This is a genomic window from Streptomyces sp. IMTB 2501 (assembly GCF_001953885.1).
In the GTDB taxonomy this organism is placed as follows: Bacteria; Actinomycetota; Actinomycetes; order Streptomycetales; family Streptomycetaceae; genus Streptomyces.
The window spans coordinates 60,952-85,715 of sequence record NZ_MQUS01000027.1; the positions used below are offsets into that span (position 1 = coordinate 60,952).

The 24,764-nt window shown below is 71.5% G+C and carries 21 protein-coding genes and 2 pseudogenes; 15 read left to right on the plus strand and 8 right to left on the minus strand.

Features of this window, described 5'->3' with window-relative positions; all coding sequences use genetic code 11:
- The first annotated feature begins 64 nt into the window (after window positions 1-64).
- Complete coding sequence (locus AV521_RS48830) at window positions 65-478, plus strand: hypothetical protein (RefSeq protein ID WP_076094303.1); 414 nt, start codon at window positions 65-67, stop codon at window positions 476-478.
- A 424-nt stretch (window positions 479-902) separates the two neighbouring features.
- On the opposite strand, the gene AV521_RS34940 is transcribed toward AV521_RS48830, so the two are convergent.
- Complete coding sequence (locus AV521_RS34940) at window positions 903-1,718, minus strand: SDR family NAD(P)-dependent oxidoreductase (RefSeq protein WP_076094306.1); 816 nt, start codon at window positions 1,716-1,718, stop codon at window positions 903-905.
- A 347-nt stretch (window positions 1,719-2,065) separates the two neighbouring features.
- On the opposite strand from AV521_RS34940, the pseudogene AV521_RS48095 reads away from it, so the two are divergent.
- The 5 genes and pseudogenes from AV521_RS48095 to AV521_RS34965 all read left to right on the plus strand — a co-directional run.
- A pseudogene (locus AV521_RS48095) lies at window positions 2,066-2,320 on the plus strand (integrase); the annotation flags it as partial.
- Between the two features lie 19 nt (window positions 2,321-2,339).
- Window positions 2,340-2,843: pseudogene (locus AV521_RS34950) on the plus strand (ADP-ribosylglycohydrolase family protein); the annotation flags it as partial.
- A gap of 28 nt (window positions 2,844-2,871) precedes the next feature.
- Window positions 2,872-3,366, plus strand: a complete 495-nt coding sequence (locus tag AV521_RS34955; protein ID WP_076094311.1) for an NUDIX hydrolase — start codon at window positions 2,872-2,874, stop codon at window positions 3,364-3,366.
- Between the two features lie 74 nt (window positions 3,367-3,440).
- Complete coding sequence (locus tag AV521_RS34960; RefSeq protein ID WP_076094314.1) at window positions 3,441-4,193, plus strand: Sir2 family NAD-dependent protein deacetylase; 753 nt, start codon at window positions 3,441-3,443, stop codon at window positions 4,191-4,193.
- A 241-nt stretch (window positions 4,194-4,434) separates the two neighbouring features.
- Window positions 4,435-4,692 carry a hypothetical protein gene (locus AV521_RS34965; protein ID WP_076094318.1) on the plus strand — a complete coding sequence of 86 codons (258 nt, stop codon included), beginning with the start codon at window positions 4,435-4,437 and terminating at the stop codon, window positions 4,690-4,692.
- Here the strand turns inward: AV521_RS34965 and AV521_RS34970 are convergent.
- The 4 genes from AV521_RS34970 to AV521_RS34985 all read right to left on the minus strand — a co-directional run bounded on the left by AV521_RS34970 (window position 4,684) and on the right by AV521_RS34985 (window position 8,317).
- Window positions 4,684-5,199 (minus strand): methylated-DNA--[protein]-cysteine S-methyltransferase, encoded by a 516-nt coding sequence (locus tag AV521_RS34970; protein WP_076094321.1) that lies wholly within the window; start codon window positions 5,197-5,199, stop codon window positions 4,684-4,686. The two genes, AV521_RS34965 and AV521_RS34970, sit on opposite strands and share 9 nt — an antisense overlap.
- 12 nt (window positions 5,200-5,211) lie before the next feature.
- Window positions 5,212-6,693, minus strand: coding sequence for a DNA-3-methyladenine glycosylase 2 family protein (locus AV521_RS34975; protein WP_076094323.1), 1,482 nt, complete (start codon window positions 6,691-6,693; stop codon window positions 5,212-5,214).
- Between the two features lie 124 nt (window positions 6,694-6,817).
- Window positions 6,818-7,702, minus strand: a complete 885-nt coding sequence (locus tag AV521_RS34980; protein WP_076094324.1) for a methylenetetrahydrofolate reductase — start codon at window positions 7,700-7,702, stop codon at window positions 6,818-6,820.
- A gap of 141 nt (window positions 7,703-7,843) precedes the next feature.
- A complete protein-coding gene (locus AV521_RS34985; protein ID WP_256725793.1) occupies window positions 7,844-8,317 on the minus strand; it encodes a MarR family winged helix-turn-helix transcriptional regulator in 474 nt (157 codons plus the stop codon).
- Window positions 8,318-8,614: 297 nt separating this feature from the next.
- Between AV521_RS34985 and AV521_RS34990 the strand changes: the two genes are divergently transcribed.
- The 8 genes from AV521_RS34990 (at window position 8,615) to AV521_RS35030 (ending at window position 18,876) form a co-directional block, all read left to right on the plus strand.
- Window positions 8,615-8,863, plus strand: coding sequence for a hypothetical protein (locus AV521_RS34990; protein WP_076094422.1), 249 nt, complete (start codon window positions 8,615-8,617; stop codon window positions 8,861-8,863).
- A gap of 249 nt (window positions 8,864-9,112) precedes the next feature.
- Complete coding sequence (locus tag AV521_RS34995) at window positions 9,113-11,002, plus strand: chloride channel protein (RefSeq protein WP_079249542.1); 1,890 nt, start codon at window positions 9,113-9,115, stop codon at window positions 11,000-11,002.
- A gap of 123 nt (window positions 11,003-11,125) precedes the next feature.
- Window positions 11,126-11,377, plus strand: coding sequence for a respiratory nitrate reductase subunit gamma (locus AV521_RS35000; RefSeq protein ID WP_107481115.1), 252 nt, complete (start codon window positions 11,126-11,128; stop codon window positions 11,375-11,377).
- Window positions 11,378-11,431: 54 nt separating this feature from the next.
- On the plus strand, window positions 11,432-12,133 hold the full coding sequence (locus AV521_RS35005) for a B3/4 domain-containing protein (RefSeq protein WP_079249543.1): 702 nt from the start codon (window positions 11,432-11,434) through the stop codon (window positions 12,131-12,133).
- A 110-nt stretch (window positions 12,134-12,243) separates the two neighbouring features.
- Entirely contained in the window at window positions 12,244-13,833 is a 1,590-nt protein-coding gene (locus tag AV521_RS35015; protein ID WP_079249550.1) for an aminotransferase class I/II-fold pyridoxal phosphate-dependent enzyme, read from the plus strand.
- A 122-nt stretch (window positions 13,834-13,955) separates the two neighbouring features.
- Entirely contained in the window at window positions 13,956-15,203 is a 1,248-nt protein-coding gene (locus tag AV521_RS35020) for a serine hydrolase (protein WP_079249544.1), read from the plus strand.
- On the plus strand, window positions 15,200-16,795 hold the full coding sequence (locus tag AV521_RS35025) for an alpha/beta hydrolase (protein WP_079249545.1): 1,596 nt from the start codon (window positions 15,200-15,202) through the stop codon (window positions 16,793-16,795). The genes AV521_RS35020 and AV521_RS35025 overlap by 4 nt, the downstream gene beginning before the upstream one ends.
- A gap of 197 nt (window positions 16,796-16,992) precedes the next feature.
- Complete coding sequence (locus AV521_RS35030; protein WP_179023614.1) at window positions 16,993-18,876, plus strand: histidine decarboxylase; 1,884 nt, start codon at window positions 16,993-16,995, stop codon at window positions 18,874-18,876.
- 209 nt (window positions 18,877-19,085) lie between these two features.
- Here AV521_RS35030 and AV521_RS35035 read toward each other — a convergent pair whose 3' ends face one another.
- On the minus strand, window positions 19,086-20,516 hold the full coding sequence (locus AV521_RS35035) for an FtsW/RodA/SpoVE family cell cycle protein (RefSeq protein ID WP_079249551.1): 1,431 nt from the start codon (window positions 20,514-20,516) through the stop codon (window positions 19,086-19,088).
- A 118-nt stretch (window positions 20,517-20,634) separates the two neighbouring features.
- Between AV521_RS35035 and AV521_RS35040 the strand changes: the two genes are divergently transcribed.
- Complete coding sequence (locus AV521_RS35040; protein WP_107481113.1) at window positions 20,635-21,603, plus strand: heavy metal transporter; 969 nt, start codon at window positions 20,635-20,637, stop codon at window positions 21,601-21,603.
- Here AV521_RS35040 and rodA read toward each other — a convergent pair.
- Window positions 21,575-22,774: a rod shape-determining protein RodA gene (gene rodA / locus AV521_RS35045; protein ID WP_076094328.1), complete on the minus strand. Its 1,200-nt coding sequence runs from the start codon at window positions 22,772-22,774 to the stop codon at window positions 21,575-21,577. The genes AV521_RS35040 and rodA overlap by 29 nt on opposite strands.
- 102 nt (window positions 22,775-22,876) lie before the next feature.
- Window positions 22,877-24,613: a TIGR03767 family metallophosphoesterase gene (locus AV521_RS35050; protein WP_076094330.1), complete on the minus strand. Its 1,737-nt coding sequence runs from the start codon at window positions 24,611-24,613 to the stop codon at window positions 22,877-22,879.
- Between the last annotated feature and the right edge of the window lie 151 nt (window positions 24,614-24,764).

Below are 24,764 nucleotides of genomic sequence, written 5' to 3' on the forward strand. Positions count from 1 at the left end.
GCTCGATGACGAACCCACCTGGGCATCTCTGTCCACACGTGAGTAGGCGTCTGTTGCCGTCGGCATGACCGTCCTCGGGCTTGGCATCCTCGCTGTCCTGGTCTTGGTGGTGCTGGCAGGCGTCCTGGTTGTTGCCTTTCTCTCCAGTAACTTGATTGAAGCCGACAGTGCAGGCTCTCTCGTCTGGGCAGTCGTGCTGTGTCTACCCTGTGGCCTGCTCGCAGGTGTATTCGCCGTCCCCGTACGTCTTGCGGTGCGCCTGACAGCTGTTTCTGACAAGATCAAATGCGGCGCGGGTACGGCCATGTCCGCAACCACGACGTTTCTGGGAGCCCTGCTCGTAGAAACCTTCACCCCCGGGCTGCACGTCGAGCACCCCTGGCTTCCAGCGCTGTTGACAACACTTCTGGTTGCTTTCGCCAACCTGGTGATCAGACACATGGAGAGCCGTAAGAGCCAACGAAGCAGCGACGTATAGGAAGCCTTGGTACGTCAGCTACCTCATCTCGAGCGCACCTTCCGTGACGGGAGGGCCACCGACCTGACACCCGGCCTGGATGAGCACCAGGTCCGCCGCTGGACCTCCTGGCATCGCTGGACCACGCTGGCCCTGCTCGCGCACGCATTCCTCGTGGTCACGGCCGCCATCGAACGCACCACCGTGACCACGCCGCCAGGGCTCGCCCCGCTGACCTGCGGGCGAGATCCAACGTCTCTTCACCGCCTTCGCCGCACCGCAACCACGCGGCCTGGCGCACTGGCTCAATTGGTCATGCTGGCGCCGACGACACCAGGCCCGTGCACGGAGCAGCCACTACCAACGTCAGGCCCTCCAACAGTCGTGATCAAGATCTACAGCTGGAGCATTAGCTGCCCAAGTGTTCGTCATTTCCGGTAGTCCGCTACAGGCGCGGGGTGCGCGCCTCGATCTGGTAGTCGAAGGCGGCACCGCCGACGCCGACCGTGGTCACCCCGCCGTCGACTGTGAGGACGGCCCCGTTGGCGTAGGACGCGGCGGGCGACAGCAGCCAGTCGATCGCCTCGGCGACCTCCTCCGGATCACCCGGCCGCCCGGCGGGAGTCAACCGGTTCGCCTCCTCGTACGCCGCCTCGGCACCGCCCGCCAGCCCCGCCTCCGCCGCGAACCGCGCCATCCGCTGGTCGGCCATCTCCGTACGCACCCACCCCGGGCACACCACGTTGGCCCGCAGCCCCTGCGGCCCGTAGTCGACGGCGAGGGAGCGGCAGAGGTGAAGCAAACCCGCCTTGGACGTCGCATAGGCGGCATTGCCGACGCTGTTGCGGAGCGCGGCGACCGAGGCGACCGCGACCACCGCACCACGGGCCGCCAGCAGATGCGGCAGCGCGGCACGCAACAGCAGGAACGGGCCGGTGAGATTGGTCCGTATCAGCTCTTCCCAGTCCTCCACCGCAGTGTCGCCGACCGCGCCGCCCCGCCCGATTCCGGCGTTGAGCACCACACCGTCGAGTCTTCCGTAGGCCGTCACCGTCGTCTCGACCAGCTCGTGCACGGCCTCGGGGTCGGCGGCGTCGGAAGGGTGGGCCAGCGCTCCGGTCTCCTCGGCCACCCGGCGTAGTGGCTCGGGCCGCCGCCCGGAGATCACGACCTGGTGCCCGGCCGCGCGCAGCAACCGGGCGGTGGCGGCCCCGATTCCCGTTCCCCCGCCGGTCACCAGGACAACACGCTGTTCCGACATGGTCGTTCGCCTCCGAAGGTGGTCAGCTTCCGGTTCCCTGCACTGCGAGCATACGAAGCGCCGGCACCTCCGGACCGACCGGGTGCAGCCGCCATCGGCACCGCGGCTGGGCGGGGGGCGAGGAGCGGTTGCGGCGAACAAGGCGGCGATTGAAATCGCTCTTTCGGTTGCGATGGTGAGGGGGCCGGTGCATCAACAACTTGTCGAAGCAGCGAGACGCCGCCAACGCCTCCGCCCTGGTCGAGAACGACGGCGGCGAGTACCTGCTGCGCCTGCGCGACGCCGTCAACACCGGGTCCTCGCCACCCGTGAAACTGGCGCAGCTTCACGAGCACAAGCAGCCGCACACCCGCGCGCTCTTGTACGTCTTCGCGGTCATCGAGCACGCCACGAGACGCATCCGGATCCTGGGCGCCACGGCACATCCGACCGCGCAGTGGATCGTCCAGCTCGGACGCAACCTCCTCATGGACCTCGAGGACGCGGGCAGCAAGGCCAAGTTCCTCATCCGCGACCGCGACTCAAAGTTCACGGCCGCCTTCGACGACCTGCTCGCCGACGCAGGACTGAAGGTCGTCACCACCGGCATCCGGATACCCCGAGGGGTAGCGCTAAGAACGGGGTTTTAGCGTCTACGGCGCCATGTGGGCCGCCGCCCTGATCGCCGCGGCCTTCACCGCTCCCACCGTGCGGGACGCGCTCGACACGGCCCTCGGCGTGATCCCGGCGAGCAGCTGGCTCGCCCGTACCGTACGGCGGGTCATGACCCTGCACGAGACACGGCTGCCCTGGGAGGAGACCCTGGCCACGCTGACCGCTCAGACCGCCGGGCTCGGCTGGATCCACACCGTGCCGAACGCCGCCGTCCTGACCGCCGGGCTGCTGTACGGCGACGGCGACTTCACCCGGACCATCGCGCTGACCGTGCGCGGCGGCCTGGACACCGACTCCAACGGGGCGACGGCCGGCTCGGTGGCCGGGGTCCTCACCGGGGCGGCGGCGATCCCCGCCCAGCGGACGGATCCGCTGGAGGACACCGTCCGGAGTGCGGTGTTCGGCTTCGACGGCGTACGGATCAGTGCGCTGGCAGAACGCACCCTGCGCCTGGCGACGCCTCGGCCGTAGCGGTCCGATGGCTGGTTACCCTTCCTCAATGACCACGACTCCTGACTTCGCCATGTACATCGCGAGCCTGCCCCGTGTCCTCGCCGGTGCCGCCGCGCTCTTCCGGGACGCCGAGGGGCGCGTGCTGCTGGTCGAGCCCAACTACCGTGAGGGCTGGGCGCTTCCGGGCGGCACGATCGAGTCCGACGACGGGGAGACCCCGCGCCAGGGCGCCCGCCGCGAGACGCTGGAGGAGATCGGGCTGGACCGGGAGCCGGGCCGGCTGCTGGCCGTGGACTGGGTGCACGGCACGGCACGGCCGCCGCTGGTGGCGTACCTGTACGACGGCGGGGTCCTCGCGGAGACCGACCTGAAGGCCATCCGTCTCCAGGAGGAGGAGCTGCTGTCCTGGCGGCTGGTGCCGCGCGAGCAGATCACCGCCCATCTGCCCGGCGCCCTCGGCCGCCGCGTCCTGACCGCCCTGGACGTCCTCGCGGACGGCACCGGCACCGCGGAACTGGAGAACGGCCACCGGGTGGCCTGACCGCCCCGCCGACGACGACCGGGGCCGCCCGATACCCGCTCGCACCGGGTCGGGCGGCGGCCTACGCTCGGCCCATGGACAGGCCCCTCGTAGCCATTCTCAGTGGCGCAGGTATCTCCACCGACTCCGGAATCCCCGACTACCGAGGCCCGAACGGCCTGTGGCGGCGGGATCCGGAGGCCGAGAAGCTCGTGACGTACGAGTACTACATGGGCGACCCCGGGATCCGGCGCAGGTCATGGCAGATGCGGCGGAAGAACCGGACGCTCAAGGCCGAGCCGAACGCCGCGCACCGGGCCGTGGCCGAGCTGGAACGGTCCGGGATCCCGGTGCGGGTCATCACCCAGAACGTGGACGGCCTGCACCAGCTCGCCGGCATGCCCGCCCGCAAGGTGCTGGAGCTGCACGGGAGTGCCCGCAGCGTGGTGTGCACCGGGTGCCACGCCCGCGGGCCGATGGAGGACGCCCTCGCCCGGGTCGAGGCCGGGGAGGCGGATCCGCCCTGCCTTCAGTGCGGCGGGATCCTCAAGTCGGCGACCGTCATGTTCGGAGAGCGGCTCGACCCGGTCGTCCTCGGCGAGGCGGTCGCCATCACCAAGGCCTGCCAGGTGTTCATCGCGGTAGGGACCAGCCTTCAGGTGCAGCCCGCCGCCGGACTCGCCGGCGTCGCCGCCGACCACGGGGCGCGGCTGATCATCGTCAACGCCGAGCCGACACCGTACGACGACCGCGCCGACGAGGTCGTACGCGAACCCATCGGCACCGCCCTGCCGGAGCTGCTGACGCGACTGACCTCCGAGAGCGCTGTCGACCGTGATCGCGACTGATACGGGGGCCGGGTTGCCAGGCCCGGCCGAGCGCTGTCCCGAACAGGGCCGCTGACCCGGTCGGACTCCCTGACCGTGTCGTCCGGCGCAGCGCCGGGCCGTTCACCACCACGTACTACATGGACCCGCCCGACGACGGCTCCGGGCGCGCCGTTCCGGTGTGGGAGCTGGCACCCAACTCGTGTCTCGTCGCCCCCGTCGGCGGAGCCGTGCACGTCGGTGAACCGGTCGAGATCTGGGGATGGGCCTGGGCGAACGAGCCGGTGCGCTCCGTCGAGGTCACGACGGACGGCGGCAGCCACTGGGCCCCGCCCGGGTCGCCCCGCGCTCCGCGTACGGATGGCAGCGCTTCACCCGCTCCTGGACGCCGGGCACGGTCGGCGAACATGTCCTCGTCTGCCGCGCCACGACGGGCTCGGGGGCGACCCAGCCCGCCACGCCACGCAGCGACCGCGTGCACCTGCGCATCGTCTTCGTGGACCAGGGTCGCTCACGCTGAGAACAGCGCCGCACCCCGTTCGAGGTCCAGCAGCCGGCGCTTGCGGTCCAGGCCGCCGCCGTAGCCGGTGAGGCTGCCGTCGGAGCCGATCACGCGATGGCAGGGGACAATGATGCCGATCGGGTTGCGGCCGTTGGCGAGGCCGACCGCTCGGGAGGCCTGGGGTTTGCCGAGGGCGTCGGCGAGTTGGCCGTAGGTGCGGGTCTCGCCGTAGGGGATGCGGGTGAGCTGCTGCCAGACACTGCGCTGGAACGGCGTTCCTTTCAGGGCGAGTTCGAGAGTGAAGTGCTGCAACTCGCCCGCGAAGTAGGCCGACAGCTGCCTCCGCGCCGCGGCGAAGCAGGGCAGGTCGTCGTCGCGCGGGCCGAAGGTCTCCTCGGGCGGACGGTGCCGCTGGCCGGCCATGTACAGGCCGCACAGGGCGCCGTCGGCGTCGCCTCCGGTGTCGGCGACCAGGGTGAGCGGGCCGTAGGGGCTGTCGATCACGGTGTGGAACGAGGTTGTCACGGAGGAACCTTCTTACACGGGCAGGAAGTTGATGGGGTGGCTGTCGGTCGCCCACAGGTACTGGACGGCGTACGCCCGCCAGGGCCGCCAGGCCTCGGCGCGGCCGGTGAGCGCGGCGGGGGTGGAGGGCAGTCCCAGCTCCTGGGCCGCGCGCCGGATGCCGAGGTCGGTGGCGAGGAAGGCGTCGGGGTCGCCGAGGGCGCGCATGGCGATGACGTCGACCGTCCAGGGCCCGAAGCCTGGCAGGGCGAGCAGCCGGGCGCGGGCCTCGGCCCAGTCCGACTCGACGCCCAAGGAGAGGGTGCCGTCGGCGAGTTCACGGACGAGGGTGGTGAAGGTGGTGCGCCGGGTGCGGGGCATCGCCAGGGTCTCGGGATCGACGGCGGCCAGTGCCTCGGGCGAGGGGAAGAGATGGGTGAGGCCGCCCTCGGGGTCGTCCAGTGGCTTGCCGTGCGCCCTGACCAGCCGGGCCGCGTGGGTGCGGGCGGCGGACGTGGACACCTGTTGCCCGAGGACGGCGCGGACGGCGAACTCGGCCTCGTCGACCGTGCGCGGCACCCGGCGGCCCGGGGCCTTGTCGACCAGGGGCGCGAGGAACGGGTCCGTGCGCAGATGGTCGTCGACGGCGACCGGGTCCGCGTCCAGGTCGAGCATGCGGCGGCAGCGGCTGATCGCCACGGTCAGATCACGCAGGTCGCTGAGCGTGAGCCGGCAGGCGATGTGGCCGGGGCGTGGGGCGAGGGAGACGATCCCATGGCCGTACGGCAGCCGCAGCGTGCGTCGGTAGGCACCGTCCCGCCACTCCTCGACGCCGGGTACGGCGGTGGCGGCGAGGTGGCCGAAGAGGTTGGAGGGGTTGAGCGGGGCGCGGAACGGCAGCCGCAGGCCGAGCACGCCGGGTGTGCCGGTGCCGGACTTGGGCGCGCGGGCGCGCAGTTCGCTCGGGGTGAGGGCGAAGACCTCGCGGACGGTGTCGTTGAAGGTGCGGATGGAGGAGAAACCGGCCGCGAAGGCGATGTCCGCCATGGGCAGCGCACTGGTCTCGATGAGCAGCCGCGCGGTCTGGGCGCGCTGGGCACGGGCGAGCGCGAGCGGCCCCGCGCCCAGTTCGGCGAGCAGTTGCCGCTCCACCTGACGGGTGCTGTAGCCGAGCCGGGCGGCGAGTCCCGGCACGCCCTCGCGGTCCACGACACCGTCGGCGATCAGCCGCATCGCGCGGGCCACCAGGTCGGCGCGCTGGTTCCACTCCGGGGACCCGGGGCTGGTGTCCGGGCGGCAGCGTTTGCAGGCCCGGAGCCCGGCCTGCTGGCAGGCGGCCGCGCTCGGGTAGAACGTCATGTTCTCCGGCTTGGGCGGGACGACGGGACAGCTGGGCCGGCAGTAGATCCGGGTGGTCAGGACGGCCGTGAAGAACCACCCGTCGAACCGGGCGTCCTTGGACTGTACGGCGCGTACACAGTGCTCCCGGTCGAGGTGCGTCGTCGCTGTCTGCATGCCTCCAGCATCGTCCAGCCGGGGCGGCGATCGCTGGCGGAAATCCGACACCAGCGTCCACGGGCCTGCCGGGATCCCGATCCGGGCGTGGAGATGACCCAAGGGGCGAGAGGCGGCCGGGGGACTACGGCGTGCGTGTGCTGGGGGCGGTCCGCCGGAACCCGGTGATCCACTCGGCGGTGTGGCGCAGCCCGCCGAACGTGTAGAAGTGCACCTTCACCGCGCCGTGCCGCTCGGGGTCGTAACGCTGGGCGAAGGCATGCAGGAAGCGGTCCGGGCCGGTCGTGCCCATGAGGTTGGTCAGCGAGAAGCCGTACTTGCGGGCGACGGAGGCGCTGGTCGCTACGCCGAACCGGGTGGCGTAGCCGAGCAGTCGGCGCACGCCCGCCGGTCCGGGCACGCCGATGCGGACGGGCAGGTGCACGCCCCGCGCGCGAGCGGCCTCCAGCCAGCTCAGGACCGGGTCGGCGTCGAAGCCGAACTGGGTGATGACGTCGCCGTCGAAGCGGTGCGCGCCGATGGCCGCCGCCTTGTCGGTGAGCGCCGACCACAGGGTGCCGTCGGCTATCGCGGGGTGGCCCTCCGGGTAGCCGCTGATGCCGATGTGGCGGACGCCGTGGCGCTGGAGCAGCCCGGTGCGCAGGACGGCGAGGGCGTCGTCGTACGGGCCCTCGGGCCGGGCGGGGTCGCCGCCGACGACGAAGACGTTCTCGGCGGTGCCGTCCGCGGCCAGCCCGGACAGGAACTCCTCCAGGGCGGCGCGGGAGGGCAGACGGCGTGCGGAGATGTGCGGTACGGGGACGAAGCCGAGCCGCTTGACCGCGCGGGCGGCCGCCAGCCGCATACCGAGATCCTCACCGGCGAGGAAGGTGATGTTGATCCGGGTGCCCCGCGGGATGCTGCCCCGCGCCTCCTCCAGCCGGGGCACGTCCTTGCCGGTCATCTCCAGGGAGAAGTCGTCCAGCAGAGCGGCACCGACGGCCGGGGGGACGGTGACAGCGGGGTTCATCGAGCTCCTCGTACGACGGCGTTCCTGACCCCGGCCGATGATGCCACGAGGGACGCGGGGGCCTCGGGCCCGGGTCCGGCCGGTCGTGTGCCGGGCGCGACGGCGTCGGGCGGGGGCGACGGTGTCCGGGGATCCGGCCCGCTACGGCGCCGGGTTCAGGGGGTCGTCGACCACGCCCGCCAGGCGGCCGGTGTCCTCGGCCGGGGCGAGACCGGGGTCCAGGTCGCCGGCCGCGGCCGTCAGGGCGGTGAGCGCCGGGACCAGACCGGCGCGCTCCTGCGCGGGCAGACGTTCCACCAGAGCCCGGATCGCCGCGCGGCGATGGCTCAGCACCCGGTCCACCAGTTCCTCCCCCGCGGTGGTCAGCCGCAGGACGACCTCACGGCGGTTGTCCGGGTTGACCCGTCGGTCGGTGAGTTCCAGGGTCTCCAGGCGCTCGACCATGCGCAGCGCGGTGGACGGCGTGACGCCCAGCGTGGCGGCCATGGCGGCGAGTTTGATCGGACCACAGGTGTGCAGGGCGACCAGGGAGCGCAGCTGGGGCAGGGTGAGGGGCACGTCGACCGAGGCGAGGGCACGGGCGGAGAGGGCGACGATCAGCCGGGAGGCCGCCATCACCGCGAGAGTGACCGCCTCGGCCTCCCGGTCCAGCTCCTGCTCGGCCCCCACCACAGCGCCCCCCGCCTCCTCGGCCCCCGCCGCCCCGGCCGGCGTCTCGGCGGGCGCTCTCTCCTGCCCCGGCGCGTGCTCCGGTCCGCCGTCCTGCTGGGCCATGCGCTCCTCGCTCCCCTTTCAGCTGTCCACGATCCGGACACCACCTGTTACCCATAGCGACCATTGCAGACTGCAATGATAAGCTGCGGGCAACCGGACCGAGCGGGCGCGACGGCTCCGGTGCCGGGGGTGATGACGATGAGATCCGAGCCGATACACGAAGCCTATTCCTTCGTTTGCCTGCGCTGCGGGCACGCCTGGGAGGGCGCCTACGACATCCGGCACGTCCGGGATGCCCGGGGGTACCTGCGCGCCGAGTACCACGTCACGGGGGGCCTTCGGGTCCCGTCCCCGCTCACGGCGAACACCTGCCGGGTGTGCGGCGGGCGCAGGATGCGCATCCTGCGCCCCGGGCGGGTCGACTCCGCACGTGCCACACCCGGCTGAGGACACCGGCCCCATCCCTGACCCGACGGACGCGCGACGAGGCGCGTCCGTCCGCCATGCCCGACGCCCGTCACCTCCCGTACTTCCTCCCTCCTCCGCTTGCCTCGCCCCCGCCTGCCGAATGGGCGGCGTCGCCCGAAGAGGCCACCGCCCCGGCCCGTTCCCTCCGCCCCCCTGCCCCGACACCGGAACCGGGGCACCGGGCCGCCCCGCCACGCCCTGTCCGCCCCTGACCCTCACGGAGCCACCATGCCGCCGCAGCCACAACAGACGTCCGCCAGGCCCCGCACCCCGGCATCGGCCAGGCCTCTGGCCCACTCCCCCACCCGTCACCATCCGCCCGCGCTCAAGGTCCCGCACCTGGGCGACTTCCACGTACCCCCGCGCGTCGTCGTGATCACGGCGCTGGCCGTCCCCGTCGGCGCCGTCGCCGCGCTGGTGGCCGCCGGTCTGCTGAAGCTGATCGCGCTGATCACCAACCTCGCCTTCCTCGGCCGCCCCGGTTTCGGCCCCGCCGTGCCCGCGGACACCCCGCACCGCTGGCTGCTGGCCCTGATGCCGGTGGTGGGCGGGCTGGTCATCGGGGTCATGGCCCGCTACGGCTCGGAGAAGATACGCGGCCACGGCATGCCCGAGGCGATCGAGTCGATCCTCGTGGGCGGCAGCCGGGTGCAGCCGCGCGTCGCCGTGTTGAAGCCCGCATCGGCCGCGATATCCATCGGCACCGGCGGGCCTTTCGGCGCGGAGGGCCCGATCATCATGACCGGCGGAGCCGTGGGCTCCCTGCTGGCCCAGTTCCTCAAGGTCACCACGGACGAACGCAAGGCGCTGCTGGTGGCGGGTTCCGCCGCCGGTATGGCCGCGACCTTCAACGCGCCACTCGCCTCCATCCTGCTCGCGGTCGAGCTGCTGCTCTTCGAGTGGCGGCCCCGCTCCTATCTGCCGGTCGCCGTCTCCGCCGTGACCGCCACCCTGGTGCGCGGCCCCCTGCTCGGCACCGACCCGCTCTTCGGCGGCGCACACGTGCCCGAACGTATCGGCCTGCCGTCCTACGGCCTGTGCGTGGTCGCGGGGGCCGCGGCCGGCCTGCTGGCCCTGGGCGCCACCGCGCTCGTCTACTTCTCCGAGGACCTGTTCTCCCGGCTGCGCATCCACTGGATGTGGTGGCCCGCGATCGGCGGCGCGATCATCGGCGTGGGCGGCCTGCTCGAACCCCGTGCCCTGGGCGTCGGCTACGACGTCATCGACGCGCTGCTGACCGGCCATGCCACGGTCGGGCTGATCGTCGGCATCCTGGTCGTGAAGACTCTGATCTGGGGTCTGTCGCTGGGTTCGGGCACCTCCGGCGGCGTTCTCGCGCCCTTGTTCATGGTCGGCGGTGCGCTGGGCGCGGCCGAGGCCCTGGCCTTCCCGCACGTCAGCCCCGGCTTCTGGGCCCTGGTATCGCTGGCCGGGGTGCTGGGCGGTGTCATGCGTTCGCCGCTCACGGGCATCGTCTTCTGCCTGGAACTCACGCACGAGGTCAACGCCCTGATCCCCATGGTGATCACCGCGTCGACCGCGTATCTGCTGTCGGTGGTCCTGCTGAAGCGGTCCGTGCTCACGGAGAAACTCGCCCGGCGCGGCCTGCATCTCACCCGCGAGTACTCCATCGACCCGCTGGAGGTGCATCTCGTACGGCAGTTGGAGACGACCGCCGCGGTCACCTTCGCCGCCGACCGCGCCGCCGGCGAGGTCACCGCCCTGCTGCGCGCCGCGCACGAGACGGGCGACCCCGAGGGGCTGCTCGCCCAGCGTCTGTACCCGGTGCTTGCCGCCGACGGCGGGCTGGCCGGTGTCGTCACACGCGGCTCACTGATCCACGCCGACCCCGCGGACACCACCCCGCTCGCCGAGCTGGCCCGGCCGGCGGTCACGGCCCATTCCGACGAGACCCTGCGGACGCTCGCCAACCGCATGGCGCAGCACGAGGTCACCCGGCTGCTGGTGGTCACCCGCGAGCCGTGGCCGCGTGTCGAGGGCATCGTCAGCCTCCGGCATCTGCTGACCGCGCGCCGCGTCGACCTGCACGAGGAGCATCACGCGGAGCGTGTCCTGACCCTGCGGGCCCGGCGCGCTCCGGCTCCAGCCGCCGGCTGAAGACAGAGCCGGCAACTCTTGCAAGGGACAAAAAGGACAAGAAGAACGCACGTCCCAGCACCATCAATGGCTACGACCGCTGCGGATCGGCGCACCGCTCTTCCGCTACGCCCAGTCCTCGTCATGGGCGGCCAGGTGACGGGCCTGCTGGTGCCTGAGCCGCTGACCCGGCGGCTGCGACTCAGCGAATCCCAGTACCACGCGGCCGCCCTGACCATGGGCGGGGCGGCGGGCCTGGCTGCCGCCCCGGGCCTCGGCCTCCTGCCGCACCGACGGCTGCGGGTGCCCGCGGCTCGGTCATGGACAGGTGACGCGGTGATCGACGCATCACAGTGCTTATGGACCGGTGAGACGCACTGGCTTTGGCCCTGGTGACCGGACCATCACCCCGGCAAGGTGGTGATCCCGAACCCGAGGAGGCTCCCGACCATGCGATTCCGGCACGCGGACACCATCTGGGCCGCGTTCCCCGAACTGGCCTCAGCCGCGCTGTGCGCCACCGGCGTCGACGCCCGCGTGGACACCGCGCCGCGCGCCGCCGAGTACACCGCCCGCGCCCTGGACCGGCTGGCCGGCGCCACCGAGGGCGAGTTTCCCGAAGTGCTGGCCTGGCGGCGGACGTTCAGCCGGCTCGGGGTGAAGCCGACGCAGTACCGGTGTGCCTCGGAGTCACTGCTGCGGCGGCTCCGGAAGGAGGGCACGCTGCCGCGCATCCATCCGCTGGTCGACCTGTGCAACGCGCTGTCGGTGGCGTACGCGATCCCGGTGGCCGTCCTCGACGTGGACCGGGTCGCCTGGCCGCTGCTGGAGGTGCGGCCGGCCGCCGGCGACGAGACGTACACGGCGTTCGGCGGGGGCGTCGAGCATCCCGCGCACGGCGAGGTGACCTTCGTCGACTCCGCGGGCCGGGCGCACGCCCGGCGCTGGACCCATCGGCAGAGCGGCCACTCGGCGGTCGGGGAGCACACCCGCCGCGTGCTGGTGGTGGCGGAGGCCATGCACGAGGGCGGCGCGGCGATCGTGCCCGAGCTGCTGAAGGCGGTGGAGGAGGAGATCACGGCGCACTGGGGGGCGGGCGCGGAGTCGGCCGTGCTCACCGCGTCCGCCCCGGACTTCGTCTTCGGCGGCTGAGCCCGGCACATGACAGCATCGGCAGGGTGAACGAGGACCGAGAGGCGTGGTGCGCCGCGAGCGAACTACCGGGCCGCGGCTCGGACTTCCTGCAGCTGGCGGTCGGCGATCTGCCCGAGGGCGGGAAGGCGGAGTGGCTGGCCGGCCGGCTGCGGCAGGCCATAGGGGACGGCCGACTGGCGGTGGGCAGCAGACTTCCGCCCACCCGAGTGCTGGCCGCCGAACTGCGTGTCTCCCGCGGGGTGATCACCGAGGCCTACCGTCGGCTCGCCGAGGACGGCCACCTGGAGGGGCGCCGCCGCGGCGGCACGGTGGTGGTGGCGGCGCCGTTCGATTCCCCGGACGCCGGGTCTCGGGGCGGGGGGCGGGCGAACGGCGAAGCGCCCAGAGAAACCGCGCGTGCCGCGCAGGGCAGGCGCCCGCAGGGCGGGCCGGGGACGCTCCGCACCACCCTGCGCGGGACCCTGTCGCCGGACGCGCCGAACACTCGTACCTCCGGCACGCCGCTCTCCGCCACTCCGAGCCCGCTGTCCCTGAGCGCACCCGTTCTCCCGTCCCCCGCGTCGCCCTTCTCCCGCACCCCCGGTGCCGACGTCTTCGACGCGTTGCGCGACGCCCCGGCCACCGTCGACTTCACTCCCGGACGGCCGGACCTCGCCACCTTCCCGCGTACCGCCTGGCTGCGGGCCGAGCGTGCTGTGCTCGACGAGCTGTCCGCCGAGCACCTCGGCTACGGCGACCCCCGTGGCGCTCCCGCGCTGCGGCGGGCCGTGGCCGACTGGCTGGCGCGGATGCGGGGGGTGCGGGTGGAGCCGGACGAGGTGCTGATCGTCGCGGGCACCGCCCAGGCGCTCACGCTGTTGCACCAGGTGCTGCGGGCGGACGGCATCGATGCCGTGGCGGTCGAGGACCCGGGCTCGCTCGGGGGCCGCCAGCATCTGCGCAACGGGGGCCTGGACACCCCGCCGGTGCCGGTCGACGAGGAGGGGGTGCGGGTGGACGCGCTGCGGGCGACCGGAGCCCGCGCGGTGCTGCTCACCCCGGCCCACCAGTTCCCGACCGGTGTGGTGACGAGCGGCGAGCGCCGGCGTGAGCTGCTGGGCTGGGCGCGCGACGGCGGGCTGATCCTGGAGGACGACTACGACGCGGAGCACCGCTACGACCGGCCCCCGGTCCCCGCGCTGCGGGCGCTGCTGGCCGACCGGGTGTGCTACATGGGCAGCGTGTCGAAGCTGCTCGCCCCGGCCCTGCGCATCGGCTGGCTGGTGGCCCCGCCCCGCTATCGCGCGGATCTGGTCGATGCCAAGCGTTTCAACGACCTGGGCAACGCGGTACTGCCGCAGCTGGTGCTGGCCCGGCTGATGGAGTCCGGTGGACTGGAGCGTCAGCTACGGCTGTTGCGGCGCCGGCACCGCGACCGCCGTGACGCGATGATCGCCGCGCTCGCCGAGGAGCTGCCCGGCGGGACCGTGCACGGCGCCGCGGCGGGTCTGCATCTGACCGTCACCTACGCCGCGGACGTACCCGACACCGACTTCGCGGCCGCCGCGCTGGCCCGGGGTGTGAAGTGCCAACCACTGTCCTGGCACCGGCAGTTGCCCGGCCCCCCGGGCCTTGTCCTCGGCTACGCGGCCAGCGCACCGGGAGCCATCGCCGAGGGGGTGGCCCTGCTCGGCGACACCCTGCGTGAACTGGCCTGACCGGCACCGGCGCGCCACGGGGGCGGGGATTTCTCCCCCTGGCGCACTGGTGCTGTCCCCCTCACCGAGCCGCCTGCCTGCCGGAGTGATCGCGGCCCGCGCGCTGCCTAGCGTGCTGTGCCATGGCCATCCCCCTTCTGAAATCCTTGGTCCGCAGGCGTACCGGAATCCGCAGGCACACCAGCCTCGCGGCCGCGGCGACGGCCGTCGTGCTGGTCGCCGCACCCGTGGCATCCGCGCAGATCCCACCCCAGGCGGCACCACAGACGCCACCCCGGGCACCCCACCAGTGCGGCACACATGACGCCTTACGCCGGTCCGTGCACCACCTGGTCACGCACGACCGGATCGCCGGTGCCGCGGTCCTCGTCGACGACGCCGTCGGGGACGCGCCCTGTGCGCGCTGGTCCGTGACGGACGGAGTGGCCGATCTTCGCACCGGCCGCCCGATGAACACCACCGACCGGCTGCGCATCGGCAGCGTCACCAAGACCTTCACCGCGACGGTCGTCCTGCAGCTCGCCGCCGAGCGGCGCCTGTCCCTGGACGCGTCCGTCGAGCGTTATCTGCCCGGCCTGATCCGCGGGTCCGGGTACGACGGCCGCCGGATCACCGTACGGCAGATCCTGCAGCACACCAGCGGGCTCCCCGACTACCTCGACGCACCCGCGTGGGAGCACCCCGATCGGTCGCGGTACCGGCATTTCGAGCCGCGCGAACTCGTCGCCCAGGCGCTCCGGTTGCCGCACCCGAAGCGGAGCTGGCACTACGCGACCACCAACTACGTCATAGCCGGGCTGATCGTGCGGGCCGTCACCGGCCACACGCCCGAGACGGAGATCACCCACCGCGTCATCGCGCCGCTCGGCCTGCACGACACGTACTGGCCCGGAGACGACCCCCGCCTTCAAGGGCCGCACTCGCACAGCTACTTCACCGCCGGCGACGGCCGCCGTACCGACGGCACGAGCTGGAACATGACCTTCGGCGGGACCGGCGGAGCGCTGGTGTCCACTCCGGCCGACCTGAACCGGTTCGCCACCGCCCTGTTCGGCGGCCGGCTGCTGCCCGCGGCCCAACTCGCCCAGATGCGGCGGACCGTGGCGGCCGATCCCGACCGGCTCTGGCCCGGCGCCCGTTACGGGCTCGGGCTGATCTCCTCGCCCCTGTCCTGCGGCGGCACCTGGTGGGGCCACGCGGGCACGGTGCCCGGCGGCCACCGGGCGCTGGTCGCCGTCGGCCCCAGCGGCCGGAGCGTCGCCGTGGCCCTGAACGAGATACCGGCCACGCTCCAGGCCGAACTGGACTTCTTCGACGTCGTCGACAAGGCCCTCTGCGAGCGGGGCACGTCGGAAAGGACACCCGTATGACCGCCTCCCTCTTCCACGGCACCGGGCACCGCCCGCGCACCGGCCGCGCACGCCGCTCGGCCGTGCGGACCGCCACAGCGGCTGCCCTGTGTCTCGCGGGGGCCCTCACCCTGGGCGCCGCCCCTGCCGCTCCCTCCGCCACCGCGGCCACGGACCCCCTCGCCCGCTACCACCACCAGCACCTCCACTGGAAGAGCTGCCGGCTCGGCCCCGACGACACCACGGGCAAGGAACTGGAGCAGGCCGGTGCCCAATGCGCCCACGTCACCGTGCCGTTGGACTACACGCGCCCCGGCGGCCGTACCGTCACCGTCGCGATCTCCCGGATCCGGGCCACCGACACCGTCCACCGCGTCGGCGCGCTGCTGCTCAACAGCGGCGGGCCCGGCGGGCAGACGATCGGCGATCCGCCGTGGGTGCGCAAGGCGATGAAGGACGTCGGAGCACGCTACGACGTGGTGGGTGTGGACCCGCGCTTCGTCGGCCGGAGCACCCCGCTGGACTGCCGCTGGCCCACCGGCAGCATGTTCCGCGGGGCGGGCGGCGGCCGCGCCGGCTTCGACCGCATGGTGGCCTTCTCCGCGGACCTCGCCCGCCGGTGCCGTACCCACGCGGGCGACCTGGTGCCGTACGCCACCACCCGGAACACTGCCCGCGACATGGACGTGATCCGCGCCGCCCTGGGCGAACACCGGATCTCCTATCTCGGGTATTCGTACGGCAGTTACCTCGGCCAGGTGTACGCGACGATGTTCCCGGACCGCACCGGCCGGGTGGTCCTGGACGGCGTGATCGACCCCGCCCGCTATGGTCCGAGGCTGCTGCGGGGCACGGAGCAGGCCAACCGGAACGCCCTGCGGGACTGGGCCGGCTGGGCCGCCGCGCATGATGCGGCCTACGGTCTCGGGCGGACCCGGGGCGCGGTGCTGGCGACCGTGAACGCCGTTCAGTCGGCCGCCGCGCGCACCCCCCTGCGGCTCGGCGGCCACCGCGTGGACGAGCACATCCTGCCCGTCGTCGTCTTCAACGGCCTCTCCCAGGACAACCCCTCGGCCTACGGCGATCTCGCCCGGGCCGTGCGGGACCTGCGCCGGGCCGCGGACGGCCGGGCCGTCTCCCCGTCCCCCTGGCTGGCCGGCACCCTGGACTTCCTGCTGACCGGGCACGACTCCACCTACGGCAGCGCTCAGACGTCGATCCTCTGCGGCGACATGGCCGGCCCGCGCGACCCGGAGGCCTACTGGCGCGATCTGCGGCATGCCGGGGCGCGGGACAGGCTGTTCGCTCCCGTCTCGAACGACATCAACGCATGCGCGTTCTGGGACCCGCCGCGCGAACGCCCCACGACGATCCGCGGCGACCTGCCGGCTCTGCTCGTGAACGCCACCGGCGACCCGCGCACCACCTACCGGAGCGCCGTGACGGTCCACCGCAACTGGCCCAGCTCCCGCCTGGTGACCCTGCGCGGCGCGGACCAGCACGCGGTGTACGGCGTCTTCGGCAGCTCCTGCGTGGACGCCACGGTCAACGCCTATCTCGCGACCGGGCGCCTTCCGGCCAAGGACGTGACCTGCTCCCGGCCGGCCACCTGACGCCATTCGCGGTCGTGTGGCCATTCCGCGTGCCACACATAACACATACGCACACATGAGCGATGATCGAACATCGTCACTCGATCGATCGACGTGCATGGCGGGCACTCCAGTGCGAATGAAGGATCGATTCCGTACATGTGTGCACACATCGCGTGTGCACACATCGCACCACGGAATCTCTGGAGGATGAGCGCATGACGCAGAAAGGGCGCACGGCTGGGATCCACCGCTCCAGTGTCCCCTACGGTCCGGAACACATGCCCTGGTCGCAGATCCTGATGTCGCAGGGGCTGGCGGACGGATTCCCGGCTCCGATCAGCGACCCGGTGTTCGACCCGTGCACCGTCTATCCGGCGGAGGAGGAGCTGCCCGACCAGAAGTACCAGCTCCCGCCGTCCGGGCTGACCAAGGAACAGCGGCTGAAGGCGCTGGACGACCTGGACGACCATCTGACCCGCAAGCGGGAGCACATGCTCGGCTACCAGGTCAACCAGGACATGGACGGCTACAAGGCGGACCTGTCCCGGTTCATGGAGCACCACGTCAACAACGTCGGCGACCCCTTCCGCTCGGGTGGCTACAAGCCGAACACCAAGGTCGTCGAGCGCGCCGTGCTCGACTACTACGCGGCGCTGTGGAACGCCAAGTGGCCGCACAAAGCCGACGACCCGGAGTCCTACTGGGGCTACATGCTCTCCATGGGGTCCACCGAGGGCAACATGTACGCCCTCTGGAACGCGCGTGACTATCTGTCGGGCAAGGCGCTGATCGTCGACCCCACCCGTCCGGCCGACGGCATGCTGTACGTACAGGGCCAGGTCACGGCCGAGACCTTCGCGGCGGAGGACGGGGAAGAGGCGGAACGCAAGCGGCGCAACGCTCTGCGACCGGTGGTCTTCTACTCGGAGGACACCCACTACTCCTTCACCAAGGCCGTCCGTGTGCTGGGCTTCCAGACCTTCCACGAGATGGCGATGAGCGAGCCCCGGTACAAGAACGCCAATCCGCTCGGTGGGCCATGGCCCACCGAGGTCCCCTCGCTGACCGGCACCGAGTCCTCGGCCGACGGGCCGGGGGAGATCGACATCGACAAGCTGGCCTCCCTGGTCGAGTTCTTCGCCAGGAACGGCCACCCCGTCATGGTCAGTCTCAACCTCGGCAGCACCTTCAAGGGCGCGCACGACAACGTCTTCGCGGTGTGCGAAAAACTGCTCCCGATCTTCGAGCAGTACCACCTGGTCGAGCGCGAGATCGAGTACGAGAAGGGGAAGAAGGACGTCCGGCGTGGTTTCTGGATCCATGTCGACGGTGCGCTCGGCGCCGCCTATGCGCCCTTCCTGCGCATGGCGGAGGACAACCCGAGCTATGCGCATGTGCCGGAAGTGAGGATGACCGAGTTCGACTTCGGGCTCCGGCTGCCGCGCGTGGGCGTTCCCGAGGCACCGTCCGTGGACATGATCAGTTCGATCGCGATGAGCGGGCACAAGTGGCCCGGGGCGCCCTGGCCGTGCGGCATCTATATGACCAAGGTCAAGTACCAGCTCAGGCCACCCGCCTCGCCCCAGTACATCGGCTCGCCGGACACCACGTTCGCGGGCTCGCGCAACGGCTTCTCGCCGGTGATCCTCTGGGACTACCTGGCCAAGCACTCCTACGACCGGCAGATCTCGGGAATCCTGCGGGCGCAGCGGCTCGCCCGCTATCTGGAGCAGCAGCTCAAGCGCCTGTCCAACAACATCGGCGTCGATCTCTGGGTGGCACGGACTCCGGGGACCCTCACGGTCCGCTTCCGCAAGCCCAACCCCGAACTGGTCGCCAAGTGGTCGCTGTCCTCGCAGCAAGTGGTCATGAATCCGCAGGAGAGCAAACCGGAGAAGATCCGGCGGCGTGACTATGCCCACGTGTTCGTCATGGCGTCGACGACCGAGGAGAAGATCGACGCGCTGATCAAGGATCTGCACCGGGCGGACGCGTTCCCGGAGCAGATCATTCTGCCGATCGTCGAGCCCGTCCCCGAACTGCTGGATGAGGCAGTGCCGTTGGCCCTCGTACCGGAGGCCGGCCGAGGGTTCGAGTGAAACGTCGGCTCGCCGTCCCCGGCTCGGGGCAGGACACCACGACCCTGCCCCGAGCCGGTGACAACGGGAAACCCGAACCATGGCTCCGTCGCCGAAGCCGGACGCGGCGGCCGGCCTGAACTACGGCCCCGGTTCCCAGTGGACCGCGGCTTCGGCGCTCTGCACGCCGTTCCTCGCCTTCACCGGCGGGAAGGGAAGGTACGCCGGGGTCACGGCCGGACGAACTGGGTCTCGGCGGCGCTGACGTCCGTGGCCGGGGCCGGCGGCGGCCGGCGGGCGGTGTCGCTGACCTTGATCAGGACGGCGACCAGCAGCCAGTTGGCGACCATGGACGAGCCGCCCTGGGCGAGGAAGGGCAGGGCCTTGCCGGTGAGCGGGATGAGCCCCGTGACACCGCCCACGACGACGAAGACCTGGAGGACGAGCGCCGAGGCCAAGCCGCCGGCGAGCAGCTTGCCGAACGGGTCGGTGACGGTCAGGGCCGTGCGCAGGCCGCGCTCGGCGAGCAGGGCGTAGAGCAGGATGACGACCGTCACGCCGGTCAGCCCGAGTTCCTCGCCGACGGTGGTGAGGATGAAGTCGCTGCGTCCGGCGAAGCCGATGAGTTCCGGGTGGCCCTGGCCGAGCCCGCTGCCGAGGATGCCGCCCGAGCCGAAGCTGAACAGGGCCTGGGCCGCCTGGTCCGAGACGAGCCCCGGCGGGCGCTGGTCGGGCGGGAGGAAGATGTCCATCGGGTGCAGCCAGGCGACGACACGGCCGTGGACGTGCGGTTCGAAGGAACCGACGACGAAGGCCCCGATGGCGAACGCGACCACGCCGAACACCACCCAGCTGGTCCGCTCGGTGGCGACGTAGAGCATGATCACGAACAGGCCGAAAAAGATGAGCGAGGTACCGAGGTCCCGTTCGAAGATCAGGACCAGCAGGCTGAGTATCCACACGGCCGCGACCGGGCCCAGCTGCCGCCCGCGCGGGAGATACATGCCGAGGAAGCGCCGGCCGGCGAGCGCGAGGGCGTCCCTGCGAAGCGTCAGATACCCCGCGAAGAAGACCACGATGACGATCTTCACGAACTCGCCCGGCTGGAAGGACAGCGGGCCGATGAAGATCCACCGCTTGGCACCGTAGACGTCGCCGGGGTAGAAGGCCGGCGCCATCAGCAGGACCAGTCCCACGGTGATCGTGACATACGGATAGCGCTGCAGCCTGCGGTGGTCCTTGAGCAGCGCCATCGCCGCGACGAACACCACCACCGCGATACCGCACCACATCAGCTGCCCCGACGCCGCGGGCGCCGAGTGGTGGTAGTGCGTCCCGTAGGCGACGTCGAGCCGGTGGATGAGGACGAGCCCCAAGCCGCTGAGCAGGGTGGCCAGGGGCAGGATCAGCGGATCGGCGTGCGGGGCGAACCGGCGTGCGACGAGGTGACACGCCAGGGGCAGTACGGCCGCGACCGCGCACGTCACCACCATGTCGGAAGGCAGCTGCCCGGTGAGGGCGAGGGCCGTCTCGGCATAGCCGTACCAGCAGATGACGATGGCGCCGAGCAGCAGGACCAGCTCCCGTGTCCGGTCACTCGGCTGCCCCGCCTGTCTCGCCGGCCGCACTGCCAGTTTCGCCGGTCGACGCCGACCAGTCATGCCTTCCCCCTCGATCGGATCCACCGCTCCGGAATCCCGCTCCGGACCATGGTCAACATGGTTGTAAGGTTGCGCAACAGCGCAACTGTAGCTGAGGGCGGGTAAGAGGAGGGGCGGCGTGGCGGCACGCAGGTGGGGGCGCCGCAAGGCGTGGCTGGTCATCATCGGAGTGGGCGTGATCCTGGCGCTCGTGTGCTACCTCACCGTCCGGTTCATCCGCTCGGTGACCCCCGACGAATGCACAGCACAGGGCACGGACGGTACGACCGTCTCGCTCGACCTCGACCAGGCCTCCCACGCCGCGACCGTCGCGGCCGTCGCCCATGCCCGCGGCCTGCCGGAGCGGGCCGTCACCATCGCCCTGGCGACCGCGATCCAGGAGTCCAAGCTCCGCAATCTCGGCTACGGCGACCGCGATTCCCTCGGCCTGTTCCAGCAGCGCCCGTCCCAGGGCTGGGGCAGCCCGGCACAGATCCGCGATCCCGTCTACGCGTCGGGGAGGTTCTTCGACGCGCTGGCCGCCGTGCCGGACTACCTCGACCTGCCGGTCACCGTCGCCGCGCAGAAGGTGCAGCACAGCGGTTACCCGGAGGCCTACGCCCAGCATGAGGGCACGGCGGCGACGCTGGCCGCGGTGCTGACCGGGCGGGAGGGGCCTGCGCTGAGCTGCACGGTGGCGGGGGCAGAGGTGACCGCGGCCCCGACCGGAGCCGATGCGGCGGGTGCCGGGGCGGCCGGGGCGGACGCGACCGGGGCGGGCGGCACCGCGGGCGCCGTACCCGGGAGCGGCACCGGTGTCCCTGTCGCGGTCGGGCGGGAGTTCGGCCGGAAGCCGGCTGCCGTTTCCGTGCCCGGCGGTGTCACCTACCCGGTCGACAAGCCGGCGACAGGCTGGTCCCTGGCCCTGTGGCTGGTCTGCCACGCCACCGCGCTGCACGCCACGTCCGTGACGTTCGACGGCCGCCGGTGGAGCAGCGCCAAGTCGGACCAGGGCTGGACCCGCACCACGTCCGCGCTCGGGGAGAGCTCGACGGTCGCGGTGACGGTGACGTCCCGCGTCAGGCCTGCAGAGGCCGCTGGACCTTGATCGACTGGAGCAGCCCCACGGCCACCCACACGGCGAACATCGACGAGCCGCCGTACGACACGAACGGCAGCGGAATGCCCGCGACCGGCATGATGCCGAGCGCCATGCCGATGTTCTCGAAGGACTGGAAGGAGAACCAGGCGACGATACCGCCGGCGACGATCGTGCTGTACAGCTCGGTCGACTCGCGCGCGATCCGGCAGGCCCGCCACAGGATGACCCCGATCAGGGCGATGATCAGGCCGGCGCCGACGAAGCCCAGCTCCTCCCCGGCAACCGTGAACACGAAGTCCGTCTGCTGCTCCGGCACGAACTGCCCGGTGGTCTGGGCTCCGTGGAAGAGCCCCTGCCCGGTCAGACCGCCGGAACCGATGGCGATCCGGGCCTGGTTGGTGTTGTAGCCGACCCCGGACGGATCCAGGTTCGGATCGGCGAAGGCCGCGAAGCGGTTGATCTGGTACTGGTCCAGCAGATGCAGCTGCCACACGGCGACCGCCCCGCCGACACCGACGGCGAGCAGCCCGAAGACCCAGCGGTTGGACGCGCCCGAGGCCAGCAGCACACCCAGGATCGTGACCGTCATGACCATCGTCGAGCCCAGGTCGGGCATCATCATGACGACCATGATCGGTACGGCGGCCAGGCCCAGCGCCTGGATCACCGTGCGGCTGTCGGGATAGGTCCGGTCACCCGTGTCGACCTGGGCCGAGAGCAGCATCGCCATGCCCAGAATGATCGAGACCTTCACGAACTCCGAGGGCTGGAGCGAGAACCCGCCGCCCAGCACGATCCAGTTGCGGTTGCCGTTGATGGTGGCGCCCAGCGGGGTGAGCACCAGCAGCACGCCCAGGAGGGAGAGGCCGTAGAGGACCGGCACGGCGTTGCGCAGGGCGCGGTGGCCCAGCCAGATCGTGCCGGTCATCAGGACGAACCCGATGCCGAGGTTCATCAGATGCCGGACGAGGAAGTAGTGCGGGTCGCCCTGGTTGATGGTGGTGCGGTTGCGGGTCGCGGAGTAGACCAGCAGCGAGCCGATCGTCGACAGGGCGAGGGCGGCCAGCAGTATCGGCCAGTCCAGCCGGCGCGTCACGGAGTCGCGCGCGAAGAGCCGCGTCCACCTCGGACGTTCGGGGCCGTAGCCCGAGACGGAGAAGCTCTTCACGCCGGTCATGTCCGCAGCCTCCGGCTTCCCCGCGACGTGTGTGTGGTCCCGGGAATAATAGCTGCGTAATTGCGTAAGACGGCAAATGTAGAAGGTGTCGGAACGTAAGAATCAGGTGGTGGTGGGCTTGGTGAGCAGCAGCTCGGTGTTGTGGTCGGCGGCGGTGCCGATGCGGGTGGCGGGGGTGGCGTACGGATCGTTGTAGGCCAGTTCGCGGTAGAGGGCGGCGAGGCCGGGGTCCGAGGTGTCCGCGAAGTCGGTCCGGTACGGTGCCGCCGACTCGATGAGCGTGGTGAACAGCGAGAGGGTGCCGTCCTGGTTGTCGGCGATCTCGATGATCCGGGCGTGGTGCGGATAGTCCACGTGCGAGGCGGTGTTGATCTCCCAGAAGGCGCGCTCCGGGACGGCGTGGCCGTGCGGGATGATCTGGTTGGTGTGGGTGTGCCCGTTGACCCAGGCCACGACATTCGGGAAACGCTGGAGCAGGGCGACGAGTTCCGTACCGCTGTGCCGGCCCTCGAAGGGGCGGTACGGATCGGGCAGCAGATTGCCCATGGTGCCACTGGTGTGATGGCTGAACACGACGACGAGCCGCCCGCCGGACCCGCCGCGCACCACACGGCCGTCGCTGTCGTACCAGTGCCCGCTGTTCGCCTCCAGGACCGACTGCAGCCAGTTCAGCTGGGCGGTGCCGAGGGAACCGTCCGCGAATCCGGCGCGGTTGGTGGTGTCGAGGCTGATGCCGAGGACGCCGTCGGCGAGCTCGAAGGTGTAGTAGAGGTGGCCGCTGCTCACCGAGTCCTTGGTGAAGCCGTGGCCGACGGGACCGGCGCCGGTGTGCGCGGGGTCGAGGTGGGCCTGGGCGAACTCGGCGGGCGTGAACGGTTGACGCCGCTCGTCGGGCGTGACCGTGCGGATCGAACCGCCGCTGGTCAGCAGCCGGCCGAGCAGGACGGCGGCCTCACCGGGGTCGTGCAGCAGGGCGTCCGCCAGCCGGGCGGCGGTGGCGTCGTCGCACCCCTCCACCTTCCGCGACCCGGTGTAGAGGTCACCCAGCAGACCGAGGTCGGGCAGGCTGCCCTCGATGCTGTCGTCGTGGTTGCCGACCGTGGTGTACCAGGGGACGCTCAGCCCGGGCGCCTCGAAGGGCCGGATGGCGCCGCTCAGCAGTCCGGGGATCTGCGGCAGCCCCTTGGCCTTGTAGGCGTCCTGGAGCGCGGACTCGGGATTCCAGTACTGGCCGCTCCCGGAGTTCTGCACGCCTTCGTACCGGGTGAGATCACCGCTGTTCGGGGTGATCCGCCCGCCGCTCATGACGGTCAGGTACCAGTCCAGTTCGATCCGCTCGTGGTTGTCGGTGTTGTCACCGGTGGCCATGACGAGACTGAACGGCAGCCCGGTGTACGGTCCTTGCCGCACCGCGTTGACGCGTTCGACGAGCGATGAGGCGCCCCGCACGGTCAGCGTCTCCTGCGGCCGGTGCGCGCTGTCGTTGAACCGCGCCAGATACTCGAACCGCACCGGCGACTCGGTGTCCGTGAGATGCAGATCGGTGAACTGCACGAAGGAGGCGGCCCCGGTCCGCCGCCCGTCCCGCCCGCTCCCGGCCCCGCACAACTCCTGCCGTACGACGACCGGCCACCCGGGTCCAGCCACGAGCCGCTTGTAGGCCCCGTCGCCGGCAGGCATGGCGGCCTGTTCGAGGGTGGTCCCGTCGACCCGTACGGCCCGGGCGGCGCTGACCGCGAGAGCCCGTTCCCGAGCCATGGCCCGCCCCGGCCAGAGAGCGGCTCCCGCCCCCGCCGCGGACGCCCCCGCCACGAACCGCCGCCGACTGATCCCGCTCATGAATCCCCCTGACACCCTTGAGAACAACGGAACATGACCCCGCGTACCGGTCCTGTTCGCGGCGGCCGGGCCCACCCTTACTGACGGGTAGCCAGGTGTCCAGGGTGTGGAAGGGAACTTGAGGAAAACAGGGGGTGGCGTTCCACGGCGG

Coding starts and splice junctions, on each gene's coding strand:
- AV521_RS48830 (WP_076094303.1), top strand. CDS start 65: ATGACCGTCCTCGGGCTTGGCATCCTCGCTGTCCTGGTCTTGGTGGTG.
- AV521_RS34940 (WP_076094306.1), bottom strand. CDS start 1,718: ATGTCGGAACAGCGTGTTGTCCTGGTGACCGGCGGGGGAACGGGAATC.
- AV521_RS34955 (WP_076094311.1), top strand. CDS start 2,872: ATGACCACGACTCCTGACTTCGCCATGTACATCGCGAGCCTGCCCCGT.
- AV521_RS34960 (WP_076094314.1), top strand. CDS start 3,441: ATGGACAGGCCCCTCGTAGCCATTCTCAGTGGCGCAGGTATCTCCACC.
- AV521_RS34965 (WP_076094318.1), top strand. CDS start 4,435: ATGGGCCTGGGCGAACGAGCCGGTGCGCTCCGTCGAGGTCACGACGGA.
- AV521_RS34975 (WP_076094323.1), bottom strand. CDS start 6,693: ATGCAGACAGCGACGACGCACCTCGACCGGGAGCACTGTGTACGCGCC.
- AV521_RS34980 (WP_076094324.1), bottom strand. CDS start 7,702: ATGAACCCCGCTGTCACCGTCCCCCCGGCCGTCGGTGCCGCTCTGCTG.
- AV521_RS34985 (WP_256725793.1), bottom strand. CDS start 8,317: ATGGCGGCCTCCCGGCTGATCGTCGCCCTCTCCGCCCGTGCCCTCGCC.
- AV521_RS34990 (WP_076094422.1), top strand. CDS start 8,615: ATGAGATCCGAGCCGATACACGAAGCCTATTCCTTCGTTTGCCTGCGC.
- AV521_RS34995 (WP_079249542.1), top strand. CDS start 9,113: ATGCCGCCGCAGCCACAACAGACGTCCGCCAGGCCCCGCACCCCGGCA.
- AV521_RS35000 (WP_107481115.1), top strand. CDS start 11,126: ATGGGCGGCCAGGTGACGGGCCTGCTGGTGCCTGAGCCGCTGACCCGG.
- AV521_RS35005 (WP_079249543.1), top strand. CDS start 11,432: ATGCGATTCCGGCACGCGGACACCATCTGGGCCGCGTTCCCCGAACTG.
- AV521_RS35020 (WP_079249544.1), top strand. CDS start 13,956: ATGGCCATCCCCCTTCTGAAATCCTTGGTCCGCAGGCGTACCGGAATC.
- AV521_RS35025 (WP_079249545.1), top strand. CDS start 15,200: ATGACCGCCTCCCTCTTCCACGGCACCGGGCACCGCCCGCGCACCGGC.
- AV521_RS35030 (WP_179023614.1), top strand. CDS start 16,993: ATGACGCAGAAAGGGCGCACGGCTGGGATCCACCGCTCCAGTGTCCCC.
- AV521_RS35035 (WP_079249551.1), bottom strand. CDS start 20,516: ATGACTGGTCGGCGTCGACCGGCGAAACTGGCAGTGCGGCCGGCGAGA.
- rodA (WP_076094328.1), bottom strand. CDS start 22,774: ATGACCGGCGTGAAGAGCTTCTCCGTCTCGGGCTACGGCCCCGAACGT.
- AV521_RS35050 (WP_076094330.1), bottom strand. CDS start 24,613: ATGAGCGGGATCAGTCGGCGGCGGTTCGTGGCGGGGGCGTCCGCGGCG.